Here is a 15831-nt window from a genome sequence, read left to right on the forward strand (position 1 = left end):
GCCGAGGTTGTCCTCGAACGCATACGCGTTCTGGAAGCCGAAGATGATGCCGGTCTTGTTTTCCTTCTTCGCGCGCAGGATGTCGTCGGTCGTGCGCACGAGCGTCAGGATCTCGCTGTACTCGCGGATCTGCTGCTTCATCTCCGCGATGTTGTCGATGGTCTTCTGAAAGTCTTCCCACACCGAGACGGTGCAGTTGACGGCGGTGACGTTGCCTTTGCGCATGTCCTCGAACACGGAGCGCTCGAACTTCGAGATGTTCAGGCCGTCGATGATGATGCTGTTGTCGTGCAGGGTGCTCATCGTGAATTGCTCCGTGTTGCGCGGTAAATGGGAAAGCGTTCGCACAGCGACGCGAACGGTGTTTCGAAGCGAGGAGTCGGGTTCGACATGAAAGAGTCCGTGGGATCATCAGGCAGGTCTGGCGCGGCTCGGAGCCGCTTCTCGCCGCCTTCTTTCGTTGCGTCTATTCTTGACTTTTGCCCCGTCGGTCAATTTACGAATTTAGACGTGTTCTTGGCGTTTTCCGACATCCACGTCTGTTTTCGACAAGTGGCGAATCAGGATTCGGTGTAGCCCTTCGAACGGCAGTGCTTGCTGCACTGCGACGGGACGATCGTGCGCTGGACCGGTGCGCGCCTTTGTCCGTCAGGCCCTGCGTCAGTGCGCAGGTGCGTTCAAGCATGAGCGATGCCGTGAGCCGCTCAGGGTTTAGCCTGATGGCATGGTAGTTGCAATCGAAACCAAAATTGCAAAGTGGCAAAGCGCCGCGTCTGACGGCGCCAATCAAACAGATTCGAAGGAATCAGTTCTTACATGTCCCCCGATCGCACGGCGTCGCTGTCGCACTTCGCGTTCATGCCGCTTCCCAACTTCACGATGATCGCTTTCACCAATGCGATCGAAGTCCTGCGCATGGCGAACTATCTGACGGGACAGCCGCTGTATCGCTGGTCGATCGTCAGCCCGGACGGCGGCCCGGTGACCGCGAGCAATGGACTGTCCGTCGATACCGGTCCCGTGGATTGCGTCGGCCAACCGGATATTGTGTTCGTGGTCGGCGGCATCGACGTGCAGCGCGCCACCACCAACGAACATCTGTCCGCGCTGCGCCGCTTCGCGCGCACCGGCAGCGTGCTCGGCTCGCTCTGCACCGGCACCTACGCACTCGCCCGCGCCGGGCTGCTTGCCGGCTATGCATGCGCGATCCACTGGGAGAACATGTCGGCGCTCAAGGAAGAGTTCCCCGACACGCGCTTTCTCAAGGAACTGTTCGTCGTCGACCGCGACCGCGTGACCTGCACGGGCGGCGTCGCGCCGCTCGACATGATGCTCAACCTCATCGCCGCACGGGTCGGCACGGCGCGCGTCACGCAGATCGCGGAGCAGTTCATCGTCGAACACGTGCGCGATACCAGCGCGCAGCAGCGCATGCCACTGGTGGCGCGGCTCGGATCGGCCAACAAGTCGCTCTTCGAAGTGATCTCGCTGATGGAGAACAACATCGAAGAGCCTTTGTCGCGGGAAGAACTGGCACGGCTCGCCGGGATGTCGCAGCGCCAGTTGCAGCGCCTGTTCCGCGAGCATCTCGGCATGACGCCGACGCATTACTATCTGACGCTGCGCCTGCGCCGCGCGCGCGAGCTTCTGCTGCAGACCGACATGTCCATCATGCACATCACGATGGCGTGCGGCTTTCAATCAGCCTGCCACTTCTCGAAAAGCTATCGCGACGCGTTCGGCACCGCGCCAACCCGCGAGCGCCGCAAGCAGGTGCCGCCGCTTTCGTCGGTTTCGGCGATGGTCGCCTGACGTTCAGATGTGCATGCGCAGGCGCGTTTCGCAGACCTCGCAACCGCCTACCCGCTCCGTGCGGAACACGCCATCCAGCGTAAAGCCGAGCGCCTTGTAGAAGCGCAGGCCGCGCGCATTTTCCTCCAGCGCCCAGAGCGTCACCTGCCGATAGCCTTCGCTCGCGGCAGCGTTCACCGCCTCTTCGATCAGCATCCTGCCCGCGCCTTGCCGCCAATGCGGCGGATCGATATAGACCGCCTCGATTTCCGCATCCGTGCGGTTCTTGTCGTAGTCACGCGAGGCGCCCCACGCGATCCAGCCGAGCGTGACGTCGTTGCGCTGCGCCAGCATCACGCGCGGCATGCCGCGCGCGATCAGTTCAGACCATAGCGCCTGGCGCCGCGGCACCGAAAGCGAGGCGAGGAATTCTGCGGGGAAGATGGTCCGGTAAGCGACTTGCCACGCGTTGACGTGGATGCGCGCGATCTCCGCCGCATCGGCAGCAAGCGCGAGGCGGACGGAGAGCGCGGTGCGAAGATAGTCGGCGGTCATACATCGAGTATGCCGCCGTTTCGGCAGGAAAGCTCGAACTGATAAGCCGTCTTATGCGGCCTTCAGCAGCCCATGCGGATCGATGACGAATTTGCGCGGCGCACCACCGTCGAACTTGCGGTAGCCGTCGGGAGCATCATCGAGCGTCACCACTGAAACGTTCACGATGTCCGCAATCGGCAGACGGTCCCACAGGATGGCCTGCATCAGATTGCGGTTGTACTTCATCACCGGCGTCTGGCCCGTATGGAACGAATGCGACTTCGCCCAGCCCAGACCGAAGCGAATGCTCAGGCTGCCCTTTCGCGCGGCGGCGTCCACGGCGCCCGGATCGTCCGTGACATAAAGGCCCGGAATGCCAATCGCGCCCGCCGCCTTGGTGATCTCCATCAGCGAGTTGAGCACCGTGGCCGGCGCTTCGTGGCCGCTGTCCGAGCCATGACCGTGCGCCTCGAAACCCACGCAATCCACCGCGCAATCCACTTCAGGCTTGCCGAGCAGCTGCTCGATCTGCTCGCCGAGCGTCGCGTCCTTCGAGAGATTGATGGTCTCGAAGCCCATCTTGCGCGCATGCGCGAGACGCTCCTCGTTCATGTCGCCGACGATCGTGCACGCCGCGCCCAGGATGCGCGCCGAGGCCGCCGCCGCCATGCCGACCGGACCCGCGCCCGCGATATACACCGTCGAACCCGGACCCACGCCGGCCATCACGGCGCCGTGATAACCCGTCGGAAGAATGTCGGAGAGACAGGTGAGGTCGCGGATCTTGGACATCGCCTGATCCTTGTCGGGAAACTTCAGCAGATTGAAGTCGGCATACGGCACCATCACATACTCGGCCTGCCCGCCAATCCAGCCGCCCATGTCGACATAACCGTATGCGCCGCCCGCGCGCGACGGATTCACGTTCAGGCACACGCCCGTATGCTGAGCCTTGCAGGTCGGGCAACGGCCGCAGGCCACATTGAACGGCACGGAAACCAGGTCGCCGATGGCGAGCGTCTCGACATCGCGGCCCACCTCGATCACTTCGCCCGTGATCTCGTGGCCGAGCACGAGGCCGACCGGGGCAGTCGTGCGGCCCCGCACCATGTGCTGATCCGAGCCGCAGATATTGGTGGTGACGACGCGCAGGATGACGCCGTGGCCGATGTCGCGGCCGCGTGGATCGACCATCTTCGGATAGTCGATGGATTGCACTTCGACCTTGCCCTGCCCCAGATAAACGACACCGCGATTGCTGCTCATTGATCGTCTCCATGTTTCGTGGACGGCTCGCGCGACTTTTGTGCATGCACCTCTGCGGTCCATCGCGCCCGTGCATCGAGGGTAGCGCCGCTTGCACACCGCGACTGCCATTCAATGCGACGCGCGTTTGACTGAATCCGACATCGCCGCCCCGGAACGTTCCTTTCCGGTTTTTATTGATTGACCGTTCAAAATAAAAAACCTACCATCGGCGCACGATACTGACTGGAACGCCTGAGATGCCCAAGCTCGGCATGCGCGAGATTCGCCGCGCACAATTGATCGACGCCACGCTGCACACCATCGACCAGTCCGGTCTCGCGGGGGCCACGCTGGCCTCCGTCGCGCAGCGCGCCAGCATCTCGACGGGCATCGTGAGCCACTATTTCGGCGACAAGGACGGCCTGCTCGAAGCCACCATGCGCCACGTGCTGCGGGCGCTTTGGCAAGGCACGGCGCGCCGCCGCAAGACGGCGAAGCCCGACCCGCGTTCGAAGTTGCGGGCCGTGGTCGCGGCGAATTTCGACGTCGAACAGGTGAACGGCCCGGTCATGAAAACGTGGCTGGCGTTCTGGTCGGAAAGCATGCACAAGGCCGAGCTGAAGCGGCTGCAACACGTCAACACGCGGCGTCTCCATTCCAATCTTTGCGCGGACTTCTCCCGCGCGCTGCCGAAGCCCGCCGCACGGCGCGCGGCGAGCGGGCTGGCCGCGCTGATCGACGGACTGTGGCTGCGCGGCGCGCTCGCCGGCGAGCCGTTCGACACCAAGGCAGCGCTGCGCCTGGCTTACGACTACATCGATCTCGTGCTGGACGCGCGCGGTTGACCTCATCTCACTTGAAGGAGCGCGACATGTCGGCTTTCGAAGAGCAACGGCTTTACATCGGCGGCGCCCACGTCGATGCAACCAGCGGCGAAACCTTCGACACGCTCGATCCCGCCAACGGCGAGTTGCTCGCCCGCGTACAGCAGGCTTCGCAAGCGGATATCGACCGTGCGGTGCGCGGCGCGCACGAAGGTCAACGTGAATGGGCCGCGCTGACCGCGGTGCAGCGCTCGCGCATCCTGCGGCGCGCCGTCGATCTCCTGCGCGCCCGCAATGACGAACTCGCCGCGCTCGAAACGCGCGACACCGGCAAGCCCATTGCGGAGACGCGCGCCGTGGATATCGTCACGGGCGCGGACGTCATCGAGTACTACGCGGGACTGGCCACGGCCATCGAAGGCGAGCAGATTCCCTTGCGCGAGTCATCGTTCGTCTATACGCGGCGCGAACCGCTCGGCGTGTGCGCGGGCATCGGCGCGTGGAACTATCCCATTCAGATCGCGTGCTGGAAATCCGCGCCCGCGCTCGCGGCCGGCAACGCGATGATCTTCAAGCCGAGCGAAGTCACGCCGCTGAGCGCGTTGAAGCTTGCGGAAATCTATACCGAAGCAGGCGTGCCCACAGGCGTCTTCAACGTCGTGCAGGGCGATGGACGCGTCGGCGCGATGCTGGCGGAACATGCGGGCATCGAGAAGATTTCGTTCACGGGCGGCGTCGAGACCGGCAAGAAGGTCATGGCACGCGCGGGTGGATCGACGCTCAAGGAAGTCACGATGGAACTGGGCGGCAAGTCGCCGCTCATCGTGTTCGACGACGCCCATCTCGAACGCGCGGCGGACATCGCGATGAGCGCCAACTTCTTCAGCTCCGGGCAGGTGTGTACGAACGGCACGCGCGTGTTCGTTCAGCGCGGCGTGATGGAGGCGTTCGAGGCGCTGCTGCTGGAGCGTGTGAAGCGCATCCGCACCGGCGCGCCCGATGATCCGCAGACGAACTTCGGTCCGCTCGCCAGTGCGGCGCAGTTGCAGAAGGTGCTGGGCTTCATCGAGAGCGGCAAACGCGAAGGCGCGCGGCTCATTGCGGGCGGCGCGCGTTTGACCGAGGGCATCTTCGCGCGAGGCCAGTACGTCCAGCCCACCGTCTTCACCGATTGCCGCGACGACATGCGCATCGTGCGCGAGGAAATCTTCGGTCCCGTCATGAGCATCCTTTCATTCGACGACGAAGACGAAGTGATCGCCCGTGCCAACGACACCGACTACGGTCTCGCAGCAGGCGTGGTGACGGAGAATCTGTCGCGCGCGCATCGCGTGATTCATCGGCTGCAGGCGGGTATCTGCTGGATCAACACCTGGGGCGAGTCGCCGGCGGAAATGCCGGTCGGCGGCTACAAGCAGTCCGGGATCGGCCGCGAGAACGGCATCGCCACGCTCAATGCCTACACGCGCATCAAGTCCGTGCAGGTGGAGCTCGGTCCCTATCAGCCCGTGTTTTAAGGAGCTTCACGATGAGCGCGAACGAATACGACTACATCGTCGTCGGCGCGGGATCGGCGGGCAATGTGCTCGCCTCGCGTCTCACCGAGGACGCGGACGTGACCGTGCTGTTGCTGGAAGCGGGCGGCCCCGATCATCGCTTCGACTTCCGCACGCAGATGCCCGCAGCACTGGCTTATCCGTTGCAGGGACGGCGTTATAACTGGGCCTATGAAACCGAGCCCGAGCCGCACATGAACAACCGCCGCATGGAGTGCGGTCGCGGCAAGGGACTGGGCGGGTCGTCGCTCATCAACGGCATGTGCTATATCCGCGGCAACGCGCTCGATTACGACAACTGGGCCTCGATGCCCGGTCTCGACAACTGGAGCTATCTCGACTGCCTGCCCTATTTCCGCAAGGCGGAGACACGCGACATCGGGCCGAATGCGTATCACGGCGGCGACGGCCCGGTGCACGTAACGACCAGCAAGCCCGGCAACAACCCGCTCTTTGCCGCGATGGTCGATGCAGGCGTGCAGGCGGGCTATCCGCGCACTGAAGATCTCAACGGTTATCAGCAGGAAGGCTTCGGTCCGATGGACCGCACCGTGACCGCGAAGGGAAGGCGCGCCAGCACCGCGCGCGGCTATCTGGACCGCGCGAAACAGCGCGGCAATCTCACGATCGTCACGCATGCCACGACTGACCGCGTGCTGTTCTCGGGCAAGCGGGCGATCGGCGTCGCCTATCTGCATCTCGGCGAACGCGTGACCGCGCATGTGCGCCGCGAAGTGCTCGTGTGCAGCGGCGCGATTGCCTCGCCTCAGTTGCTGCAACGCTCGGGCGTTGGACGGCCTGACTGGCTGAAGCCGCTGGAGATTCCGGTCGTGCATGATCTGCCGGGCGTCGGTGAAAATCTTCAGGATCACCTCGAGATGTACATGCAGTACGAGTGCAAGGAGCCCGTGTCGCTGTATCCGGCGTTGCAATGGTGGAACCAGCCGGCCATCGGGCTCGAATGGATGTTGAACGGCACGGGCATCGGCGCGAGCAACCAGTTCGAGGCGGGCGGCTTCATCCGCACGCGCGACGACGATCCATGGCCGAACATCCAGTATCACTTCCTGCCTGTCGCGATCAACTACAACGGCTCAAACCCGATCCGCATGCACGGCTTTCAGGCGCACGTCGGCTCGATGCGTTCTCCGAGCCGTGGTCAAGTGAAGATCAAGTCGCGCGATCCGCACGCGCATCCTGGCATCCTGTTCAACTACATGGCCGATCCGCTCGACTGGCGCGAGTTCCGTGACGCCATTCGCATCACCCGCGAAATCATGCGTCAGCCCGCGCTGGAACGATACCGGGGCCGCGAGCTGCATCCGTCCGACGACCTGAAGAGCGACGCGGAACTCGATGCCTTCGTGCGCGCGAAGGCGGAGACCGCGTATCACCCGTCATGCTCGTGCAAGATGGGCTACGACGACATGGCGGTCGTGGATGGCGAAGGCCGCGTGCATGGCATGCAGGGTCTGCGGGTCGTGGATGCGTCGATCATGCCGCAGATCACGACCGGCAATCTCAATGCGCCGACCATCATGCTGGCGGAGAAGATCGCGGATCGCATCCGGGGCGTCGAGCCGCTGGCGCGGGTCGAGACGCCTTACTTCGTGGCGGGCGGAAAACGAGCGCGGGCGGCGCAGGTACTGGATCTGGCCGGACACTGATCGAGCCCGGTGAGGTTCGTCGTACTGCGGTACGACCGGGCTTGATTGGCTACGGTCTTTAATGGAATACGTGAAGGGCGGACGCATCGCTGCTCCCGCCCGACAACTCAAAGCCCGAGAGTGTTCCATGTCAGTCAGTTCCGTCGACAGCCGCCCTGCCGATTCAGCAACGCCCGCCGACTCGTCGGATTCCAGTACGTCGCAGCCCGTTCAACAAGACGCGCCTCAGCCAGAAAAGCCGGACGACAAGGACACAGGCGTCCAGGCCGACCAATCGCACGCGCCATCCATTCCAACTCAGCTCTCGGTCGACCCGCCGACCGACTCCACGCCTGCGCCGGACGCCACGGCGTCCGCACCCACGCCGCCAGCTCCGGAAGCATCCAAGCAGGACGACACCATCCTTCGAGGCGCCACCGCCGACGAACTCGAACGTCTCAACGAGACCTACGATCATGACGACAAAGCCTCTTGGCGCAATCAGGACAACGCCGCCAGCGCGCGCGAACTCAACAGCATCAACATGACGGGCCGTCCGGACTATGCCAAGGCGTTCCAGAATCAGTTGCCGGGCCTTCAGGCGCAGATCGCCGACATGCCCGACGACGCCTTGCGCGAACAGAACCTGGCTCAGCTCTCGATGTTCAGCACGGCTTTCGGGAACGCCGCCGATCCCGGCCAGCGCGCCATCATCGTCAAGCAGTTCGAGTCGTTTCGCCAAGCCGTGTCCGAAGAGCATGACGACACCCAGGCCGATCCCGTCAAGCATGCCGAGTCGATCTTCACGGCGCCCTTCGGCAGCGGCTATCTCGATGCCGACGGCAAGCGCGGCATCGAGCGTCTGGATAATCTGCGCGACAACTTCGAGAGCGCCACCACGTCTGCAGAGCGCGAAACCGCCATGGCCCAGGGCACCGCGCTCAAGCGTGTTCTGCAGTCGAAGATCGCCGACCGTATTTACGACGAGGTCGATGCAGCGAGACTCGCCCGCCAGAAGACCTTCGGCGAGGTGATCAAACGCCTGAACGAGGCCTCCGGCATGACCATCTCCGGCCCGGGCGACGATTCACCCGCACGGCTGGAGCACTTCGGCGCGATCCTGCAGGACGAGCAGCATGCGCTCGCCTTCACCGAACTGATGAAGATGAGCCCGGAGGGCTTCAGCAAACTCAGGGAATGGGAGGACCGCACCCGCCGCCGGGACGCCAACGCGGAGCAAGCCGAGCAGAGCCATCTGTTCCATCGCTTCGAGTTGCCGCCTTTCTCCAGCATCTCCGATGTCCTCAAGAACCCGCCCTTGCCCAACGATGACTACGGCAAGAACCTGGTGGCCGGGTATCAATGGGCACAACGCCGGCTCGTGGCCGCGGAACAACGCATCAGCGTGCAAGGCAAGACCGACCTCAATCCGCTGCGCCGCGAATACCTGACCGCTTACTCACCGCCTCCGCCGGAATGGCTGCAGGAGCTCGACGAAGCGTTTTGCCGCCTGACCGTCGGCGCCATGCCGGTGGCGAGCCTGTTCACCAATTCGATCTGCCCGCACACTCATCTGAACGATACCGCTCGAACGTTCATCGATATGGGTGCGGGGGTGCTGGGCACAGCGCTGGGCTACAAGATGCCCGATGTGGACTTCGTCGGTCCGGCAATCAAAGGCGGCATGTCGAAGGCCGGCGCGCTGCTCGACCTGCTGCGCAAGCCCAAGGCTGTAGAAATAGCGGCCCCGGGCGCGGCGGAGGTTGCCCAGGCGGCCTCATCCGCAAAGGCGCCGCCGCTGAGCGAACTCGACTCTGCCAGCGCACAAATCAACGGCGAGCAGCCTTTGCCCCCGTCCTACAAGTACGAAACGCCGATCACCCAATCGACGCCGGGCAGCGCGCCCGGTGTCATGGTCGACCAGCAAGGCCAGAACTTCATCACGATGGACGGTCAACCTTTTGCGGTCAAGTACGACAAGGACAACGGCACTTGGCGCGTCTACGATCGGAACAATCCGTGGCGGCCTTCGTTCCCGGTTCGGGTAAATGAGGAGGGCGTCTGGAAGTCCCATTCGGATACCGGGCTTGTCGGCGGAGCGCCGCGTCTTTCAGCCGAAGAGAAGAAAGCCATCCTGGACGATGTGAGGCAGCATCCCTACTTGACGCAGAGAGAGATAGCCCTCCGGAACGGTGTAAGCAGCGCTACGGTAGGCAGTATTCTGCAAGCGAACGACATGGAACAACGGGGACTCGAGCAGCAATGGCAAGCACGCGTGAACCAGCTCACCCCGGATGTCCGGTCGAGAATCACCGAGTCGCTGGCGGCCCATCCCTATCAATATGCGGAGATCGCCCAACAGTTCGACACCACGCCCGGCGTCGTGAAATGGCTGGCCAAAAACGCGCCGGAAAACCTGTCGTTAAAGACGACCGCTGAAGCGATCAAAACCGAACTCGCCGACTTTCCTGGGCTGGATCATGGGGAGCTGGCCAGAAGGTTCGATGTCACCCGCGAAGAGGTCGACGCCATCGCCGCCCTTCCGGTACAGAGTCCGGCGGGCGGAAATATGGCACGCCCCTTGAACAGAACTGCACGGATGCGGCCGGAAGTCATTCAAATGGTAACGAACTACCTGCAGGCATATCCCGATGCAAGCTATTCGAACATCGCGGCAAAGCTTGCTGTCAATGCGCAGGCGGTCTCCAGCATTGCAACGGAAGCTGGACTGACGCGCGCGGTGCCCCGTGTGCGCATCTCAAATGCAACGACTGAAGCAATACAGCGCTACATCGCGACACATCCGGCTGCCGGGTCGAACGCCGTTGCCCGGGAGTTCGGCGTTTCAACCTATGCCGTCAGGAAAATCCAACAACGAACTTTGCGGCGGCAAGACCTGCAACAGGCCGTTGCGACACACCCAACGATCAAGCACCGCGTGGTGCAGGATCTCCGGACGACATCTTTGACGTACGTTGAAATCGCCCGGAAAGAAGGAGCAGACGTCGCCACGGTCATCAAGCTTGCCGAAGCACAGGGATTGAACCGGGCCATGGCCCCTGCCGCCGAAGGCGCGCCACCGCCTGAAGCGGCTCAGGGCGCACCAGCCGCGCCTCCTGCCACCGAAATGGCGCCGCCAGGGCTCACGGAAGCCAACCAGGCCGACATCCGCAGTTTCATGGAGAACTGGGTCAGGCCCGAATACATCGCGCAGATGCTCGGGCTGGACGAAAACCTTGTCTCCCGGTACGTGCAGAACATCGCGCCGAATTACGCGACCACGGGTTACTTCCCTGTCAATCCCGCGCCGGTGGAGCGCAGCGCCCAGTGGTGGCAAGGATCTACATCCGAACAGCCGGGTTCGTCCACGCCATCCACCGCGCCGATGCTGACCCGGCAGGATCAGGAAACCGTCCAGATGCTCATGGGCGACAGCTATCAGTTTCCGCTGCAATCCATCGCGGACTGGATCCAGCAGCCCGTTGAAACGGTGCGAGCCTACATCCAGTCCGTCAACCCGGCGTACTTGCAGGCTCACGATTGATCGAGCGCACGCGACGCCCGCATCACATATCGAACCGTGCACGCGCCGTCGCGGCAATGCTCATCAACGCGTCCACGCTGAGCCGCGCCGCGACCGCCTTCACATAGTCGTGATGCCGGCTTTGCAGCGGCGCATCGAGATACTGTGCATGCAGATAGCGTATCAGCGCGATCCGCCGATGCTTCAGCGCAATGCTTCGGTCAAGCAACGCGAGCGCCGCATCCGCATCGTGCTTCTTGAAGGCACGTGCGGACAGCTGTGCGGCGGCATCGCGCGACGGATTCATGGCGTCGCGAATTCACGCGCAGCGCTACGCAACCGCCACGCCTCATGGTCCGCGCGACGCCAGTCCAGTTCCAGCCCGAGACGTTTCGTGCCCGGGCGGATCTTCGGCTTGTGCAGCGTGAGCGTCAGGGCATCGAGCGCGGGCCATTCATCGAACGAGAGCGCGGCAATCTCCACGGCCAGCGTTTCGAGGAGACGCGTATGCGGCTTCGTCTCGAGAAACGCGCTCACGCGATTGCACCACGCTTCGTAGTCGATGAGGCCATCGTCCGATTCATCCGGCATCGCGCGGTAATGCAGGCTCGCATCGATGCAGACAGGCTGCGGCCCTTCATGCTCATGCTCGTAGAGACCGACGCGCGTCTGCACGATCAATTCGTCGACCACGACGCGCCAGCCTCGTCCGCCCATCTCCAGCGGCTCGAACGGCTTCATGAAAGCAGCGGCCCGGCGGCATCGAGCATGATCTTCACGAAGTAGTCCGCGAAGCTGCGGCGCACGATCAGCTCGAAGCGGTCGCCGCCCAGCGGCACCAGCGTCAGCGATGCCTTGAAGAAGTGGCTCTGCGCGCACTGGCCTTCGCCGAACAGCTTCGGATGCAGATCGAGCGGACAGCCGCGCGACAGCACCTCGCGCGTCTTCGGACCATCGATATCGAGCACCGTATAGCCGCTGCCGATATCCACCGCCGCCGAGAACTGGCCGACGAACGCTTCACGCAGCTTCGCTTCGAGCGGCGCGGGACGCGAGGCGTCGTGAGCGGCGTCGGAATGCACGAGCCATTCGTCGGGACCGAGCCACAGCATCGTGTAGCCATTGCCGCGCGCGACGGTGTTCGGCTTCTCGGGCGGCGTACAGCCGAGCACGTTCTGCACGGCCTTCACAAAACTCGCGTCACGCGTATCGCCACGCACGTTCACGAGTTCGAGGAATGGCCGCTCGGTAAGGCGGAATACCTTCGGCGAGCCGCCCTGATGCGCCTTGAGCAGCGCATCGGCGCCGACGAGCGGGGATTCCTGCCAGGTACCGCTCAGTCCTTGTGCGCCGATGGCACGATCGACGACCGCAGCGCCCGTTTTGATCTCATTCAACATGCTGACGTGCTCCTTCGCTGTCGTAGAACACCGAACTGGTGATTTTTGCCTTCACTTGCTTGCCGCTCGCGAGCGGGATCAGGACCGATTCGCCCATCTTGTCGAGTCCGCCCTTCACGACGGCCAGCGCGATCGAACGCTTCAGGATCGGGCTGTAATAGCTCGACGTCACGTGGCCGAGCATCGGCGCGGTGTCGCCCTGGAACGGGCCTGCCACGATCTGCGCGCCTTCCGGCAGCACGTATTGCGGATCGTCGGTCAGCAGGCCGACGAACTGCTTGCGTCCCTGCTTCGCCGTGTCCGAACGCGTCAGCGAACGCTTGCCGATGAAGTCCTTCGACTTCGCGACCAGTCCGCCCATGCCGAGGTCGTAAGGGGTCATCGAGCCGTCCGTATCCTGGCCGACGATGATGTACCCCTTCTCCGCGCGCAGCACGTGCATGGTTTCCGTGCCATACGGCGTGATGTCGAACTCGGCGCCCGCTTCCATCAGCGCTTCCCACACCGCTCGGCCGACGTTCGCCGGCACGTTGACTTCATAGGCGAGCTCGCCCGAGAAGCTGATGCGCATGATGCGCGCCGCCGCGCCCGCCACCGTGCCGTCGCGATAGCTCATGAACGGGAACGCCGCGTTGGCGAAATCCACGTCGTGACAGACCTTCTGCAGCACCTTGCGGCTGTTCGGCCCGACGACAGCAAAGGTCGCCCAATGGTCCGTCACCGACGCGAGCCGCACGCGCATGTCGGGCCATTCGGTCTGCAGCCAGCGTTCGAGCCACGTCAGCACGCGCGCCGCGCCGCCGGTCGTGGTCGTCATCATGTAGTGCTGTTCGCCGAGGCGCACGGTCACGCCGTCGTCGAAGATCATGCCGTTTTCGTCGAGCATCAGGCCGTAGCGGCACTTGCCCACTTCGAGCTTGCTCCACGGGTTCGTGTACATCCAGTTGAGCAGCTTCGCGGCATCCGGACCCTGGATGTCGATCTTGCCGAGCGTCGATGCATCGAGAATGCCCACGCTTTCGCGCGTCGCGAGCGACTCGCGCGCCACGGCCGCGTGCATGTCCTCGCCCGCCTTCGGGTAGTACCACGGACGCTTCCAGTTGCCGACATCCTCGAACATCGCGCCGTTCTCGACGTGCCACTCGTGAATGGCGGTCTTGCGCACCGGATCGAGAAACTCGCCCAGCTCGCGGCCCGCGAACGTGCCGAAGGTCACGGGCGTGTAGTTCGGGCGGAAGGTCGTCGTGCCGGTTTCGGGAATGGTCTTGTTCAGCGCCTGCGCGAGAATCGCCATGCCGTTGATGTTGCCGAGCTTGCCCTGGTCGGTGCCGAAGCCCATCGCCGTATAGCGCTTCACGTGCTCGACCGACTCGAAGCCTTCGCGCGCGGCGAGATAGATGTCCGCCGCGGACACGTCGTTCTGGTAATCGACGAACTGCTTCGGACCGCGCGTCGCCAGCTCCTTGTTGCCGACGATCCACAGCGGCAGCATCGGCGCCTCGACGATCTCGGCCACCTGCACAGGCTGCGGCTTCGCGACGATATGCCCCGCCGCTCGCGCTGCATCCGCGCCCGCCTCGACGCCAAACCGAAGGCCGCGCGCCAGCGAGAACTCGCCCGCGCATGCGCCGACGCTGCTCTCCGCCTGCATCGCCTTGCCCGGCACGAAGCACGCTTTCTCGTCGTGCCAGTGCGCCTTGCCGCCCGACTGCGCGAACAGGTGCAGCACCGGACTCCAGCCGCCCGACATGGCGACCAGATCGCATGACAGCTCTTCCTGCTTTTGCCCGACCTGTCCGTTCGCATAGGCCGCGACTTCCACCGACGCGACGCGCAGCTTGCCGTGCGCGGCCGTGATCACCGCGTTGTTCATCACGCGGATGCCTTGGCGGCGTGCGGCCGCCGGCAGCGTGCCCTTCGATTCGGCCGTGCGCGGATCCACGACGGTCACGGCAGCGCCGGCCGCCTTGAGGTCGAGTGCGCACTGATAGGCGCCGTCGTTGTTGGCGAACACCACCGCGTTGCGGCCCGGCAGCACCGCATAGCGATGCAGATACGTCGACACCGCCGACGCCAGCATGATGCCCGGCAGGTCGTTGTTGCCGAACACGATCGGACGCTCGTGCGCGCCGGTGGCGAGAATCACGCGCTTGGCGCGGACCTTCCACATCAGTTCGCGCGTGCCCTTGCGGGTCGAGACCGGCAGATGCTCGGTCAGACGCTGTGTGATCGTGACGAGGTTGTGGTCCTGATAACCGAACGCCGTGCTGCGCGACAGGATCTTCACGTCGGGCATGCGGCGCAGTTCGGCTTCGACCTTCTGCACCCATTGCAGCGCGGGCTTGCCGTCGATCTCCGCGCGGCACGACAGCAGCGAACCGCCGAGTTCGCGCTGGTCGTCGACCAGGATCACGCGCGCGCCGGACAAACCCGCCGCATGCGCCGCCGCCAGACCGGACGGACCGCCGCCGATCACGAGCACGTCGCAATGCGCGAAGCACTTGTCGTAGCGGTCGGCATCGAGATGCTTCGGCGCTTCGCCGAGGCCCGCTGCGTCGCGAATCACTTCCTCGTACTTCGGCCAGAACTTGCGCGGCCACATGAAGGTCTTGTAATAGAAGCCCGCCGGAATGAAGCGCGCGATCTTCTGATTGACCGCCATGCGATCGTTCTCGATGCTCGGCTTCGCGTTCACGCTCTTGGCGACGAGCCCCTGATACAGCTCGACTTCCGTGGCGCGCGCGTTCGGCACCGTGTAGGCGCCGGTTTCCAGCTGCACGACGGCATTCGGCTCTTCCACGCCCGCCGTGATGATGCCGCGCGGACGGTGGTACTTCCAGCTGCGCGCGACGAAGCGCTCGCCGCTGGCGAGCAGCGCGGAGGCGAGCGTGTCGCCTTCGTAGCCCTGGTAGGTCTTGCCGTTGAACGTGAAGGTCAGCGTAATGGCGCGGTTGATGCGCCCGCCCAGGCCGAGTCGGTCTTTCTGGCTCATTTCGACTGTGCTCCGTTGTCATTCATCACAGCCAGCGGACGGTCGAAGGTCTCGTAGCCCTGAATCTCGTAGGAAACCGTATCGCGCTGCACCTTGAACCAGCGGCGGCAACCTTGTGCGTGCATCCATTGCTCGCGCGCCGTGCCGCGCGGGTTCTTGCGCATGAAGAGGTAGTCGCCCCATTCGCGGTCGGTGAGCTTTTCGGTGTCGAGCGGACGCGCGATGTCCGCTTCGCCGCCGCAGGAGAATTCGGTTTCGGCGCGTGGCCCGCACCAGGGGCATTCGATCAGCAACATGGTTCTTTCCTCAGTGTG

At 63.9% G+C, this 15831-nt stretch carries 13 protein-coding genes; 5 read left to right on the forward strand and 8 right to left on the reverse strand.

Annotated features, from left to right (window positions below):
* Window positions 1-303 (reverse strand): membrane dipeptidase (locus tag QCE69_RS27960; RefSeq protein ID WP_309934230.1); only part of this gene is annotated, 303 nt, incomplete at its 3' end.
* Window positions 304-816: 513 nt separating this feature from the next.
* Between QCE69_RS27960 and QCE69_RS27965 the strand changes: the two genes are divergently transcribed.
* Window positions 817-1812 carry a GlxA family transcriptional regulator gene (locus QCE69_RS27965; protein WP_309934232.1) on the forward strand — a complete coding sequence of 332 codons (996 nt, stop codon included), beginning with the start codon at window positions 817-819 and terminating at the stop codon, window positions 1810-1812.
* 3 nt (window positions 1813-1815) lie between these two features.
* Here the strand turns inward: QCE69_RS27965 and QCE69_RS27970 are convergent, their stop codons facing one another.
* Together QCE69_RS27970 and fdhA are read right to left on the reverse strand one after the other, a co-directional pair.
* Window positions 1816-2346 (reverse strand): GNAT family N-acetyltransferase, encoded by a 531-nt coding sequence (locus tag QCE69_RS27970; protein WP_309927427.1) that lies wholly within the window; start codon window positions 2344-2346, stop codon window positions 1816-1818.
* 51 nt (window positions 2347-2397) lie between these two features.
* Window positions 2398-3594 (reverse strand): formaldehyde dehydrogenase, glutathione-independent, encoded by a 1197-nt coding sequence (fdhA, locus tag QCE69_RS27975; RefSeq protein WP_309818915.1) that lies wholly within the window; start codon window positions 3592-3594, stop codon window positions 2398-2400.
* A gap of 239 nt (window positions 3595-3833) precedes the next feature.
* On the opposite strand from fdhA, the gene betI reads away from it, so the two are divergent.
* From betI to QCE69_RS27995, 4 genes are all read left to right on the forward strand, one after another.
* Window positions 3834-4421, forward strand: coding sequence for a transcriptional regulator BetI (gene betI, locus QCE69_RS27980; protein WP_309934233.1), 588 nt, complete (start codon window positions 3834-3836; stop codon window positions 4419-4421).
* A 26-nt stretch (window positions 4422-4447) separates the two neighbouring features.
* On the forward strand, window positions 4448-5917 hold the full coding sequence (gene betB / locus QCE69_RS27985) for a betaine-aldehyde dehydrogenase (protein ID WP_309934235.1): 1470 nt from the start codon (window positions 4448-4450) through the stop codon (window positions 5915-5917).
* 11 nt (window positions 5918-5928) lie between these two features.
* Window positions 5929-7623: a choline dehydrogenase gene (betA, locus tag QCE69_RS27990; protein WP_309934237.1), complete on the forward strand. Its 1695-nt coding sequence runs from the start codon at window positions 5929-5931 to the stop codon at window positions 7621-7623.
* Window positions 7624-7750: 127 nt separating this feature from the next.
* Window positions 7751-11146, forward strand: a complete 3396-nt coding sequence (locus QCE69_RS27995; protein WP_309934239.1) for a hypothetical protein — start codon at window positions 7751-7753, stop codon at window positions 11144-11146.
* Between the two features lie 22 nt (window positions 11147-11168).
* Here QCE69_RS27995 and QCE69_RS28000 read toward each other — a convergent pair whose 3' ends face one another.
* The 5 genes from QCE69_RS28000 to QCE69_RS28020 are packed head-to-tail and all read right to left on the reverse strand — an operon-like array spanning window position 11169 to window position 15813.
* Window positions 11169-11432 (reverse strand): hypothetical protein, encoded by a 264-nt coding sequence (locus QCE69_RS28000; protein ID WP_309927437.1) that lies wholly within the window; start codon window positions 11430-11432, stop codon window positions 11169-11171.
* Window positions 11429-11866: a dihydroneopterin aldolase gene (locus QCE69_RS28005; protein ID WP_309818925.1), complete on the reverse strand. Its 438-nt coding sequence runs from the start codon at window positions 11864-11866 to the stop codon at window positions 11429-11431. Before QCE69_RS28005 ends, QCE69_RS28000 begins: the two co-directional genes overlap by 4 nt.
* Window positions 11863-12525 (reverse strand): sarcosine oxidase subunit gamma, encoded by a 663-nt coding sequence (locus QCE69_RS28010; protein WP_309927438.1) that lies wholly within the window; start codon window positions 12523-12525, stop codon window positions 11863-11865. The genes QCE69_RS28005 and QCE69_RS28010 overlap by 4 nt, the downstream gene beginning before the upstream one ends.
* Window positions 12515-15517 (reverse strand): sarcosine oxidase subunit alpha family protein, encoded by a 3003-nt coding sequence (locus QCE69_RS28015; protein WP_309934241.1) that lies wholly within the window; start codon window positions 15515-15517, stop codon window positions 12515-12517. Before QCE69_RS28015 ends, QCE69_RS28010 begins: the two co-directional genes overlap by 11 nt.
* Window positions 15514-15813, reverse strand: coding sequence for a sarcosine oxidase subunit delta (locus tag QCE69_RS28020; RefSeq protein WP_309818931.1), 300 nt, complete (start codon window positions 15811-15813; stop codon window positions 15514-15516). The genes QCE69_RS28015 and QCE69_RS28020 overlap by 4 nt, the downstream gene beginning before the upstream one ends.
* Between the last annotated feature and the right edge of the window lie 18 nt (window positions 15814-15831).

It is taken from the genome of Caballeronia sp. LZ032, assembly GCF_031451315.1.
Lineage (GTDB): Bacteria > Pseudomonadota > Gammaproteobacteria > Burkholderiales > Burkholderiaceae > Caballeronia.

Excerpts from the sequence above, each read along its gene's own strand:
- QCE69_RS27965 (WP_309934232.1), top strand. The coding sequence starts at position 817 with ATGTCCCCCGATCGCACGGCGTCGCTGTCGCACTTCGCGTTCATGCCG.
- QCE69_RS27970 (WP_309927427.1), bottom strand. The coding sequence starts at position 2,346 with ATGACCGCCGACTATCTTCGCACCGCGCTCTCCGTCCGCCTCGCGCTT.
- fdhA (WP_309818915.1), bottom strand. The coding sequence starts at position 3,594 with ATGAGCAGCAATCGCGGTGTCGTTTATCTGGGGCAGGGCAAGGTCGAA.
- betI (WP_309934233.1), top strand. The coding sequence starts at position 3,834 with ATGCCCAAGCTCGGCATGCGCGAGATTCGCCGCGCACAATTGATCGAC.
- betB (WP_309934235.1), top strand. The coding sequence starts at position 4,448 with ATGTCGGCTTTCGAAGAGCAACGGCTTTACATCGGCGGCGCCCACGTC.
- betA (WP_309934237.1), top strand. The coding sequence starts at position 5,929 with ATGAGCGCGAACGAATACGACTACATCGTCGTCGGCGCGGGATCGGCG.
- QCE69_RS27995 (WP_309934239.1), top strand. The coding sequence starts at position 7,751 with ATGTCAGTCAGTTCCGTCGACAGCCGCCCTGCCGATTCAGCAACGCCC.
- QCE69_RS28000 (WP_309927437.1), bottom strand. The coding sequence starts at position 11,432 with ATGAATCCGTCGCGCGATGCCGCCGCACAGCTGTCCGCACGTGCCTTC.
- QCE69_RS28005 (WP_309818925.1), bottom strand. The coding sequence starts at position 11,866 with ATGAAGCCGTTCGAGCCGCTGGAGATGGGCGGACGAGGCTGGCGCGTC.
- QCE69_RS28010 (WP_309927438.1), bottom strand. The coding sequence starts at position 12,525 with ATGTTGAATGAGATCAAAACGGGCGCTGCGGTCGTCGATCGTGCCATC.
- QCE69_RS28015 (WP_309934241.1), bottom strand. The coding sequence starts at position 15,517 with ATGAGCCAGAAAGACCGACTCGGCCTGGGCGGGCGCATCAACCGCGCC.
- QCE69_RS28020 (WP_309818931.1), bottom strand. The coding sequence starts at position 15,813 with ATGTTGCTGATCGAATGCCCCTGGTGCGGGCCACGCGCCGAAACCGAA.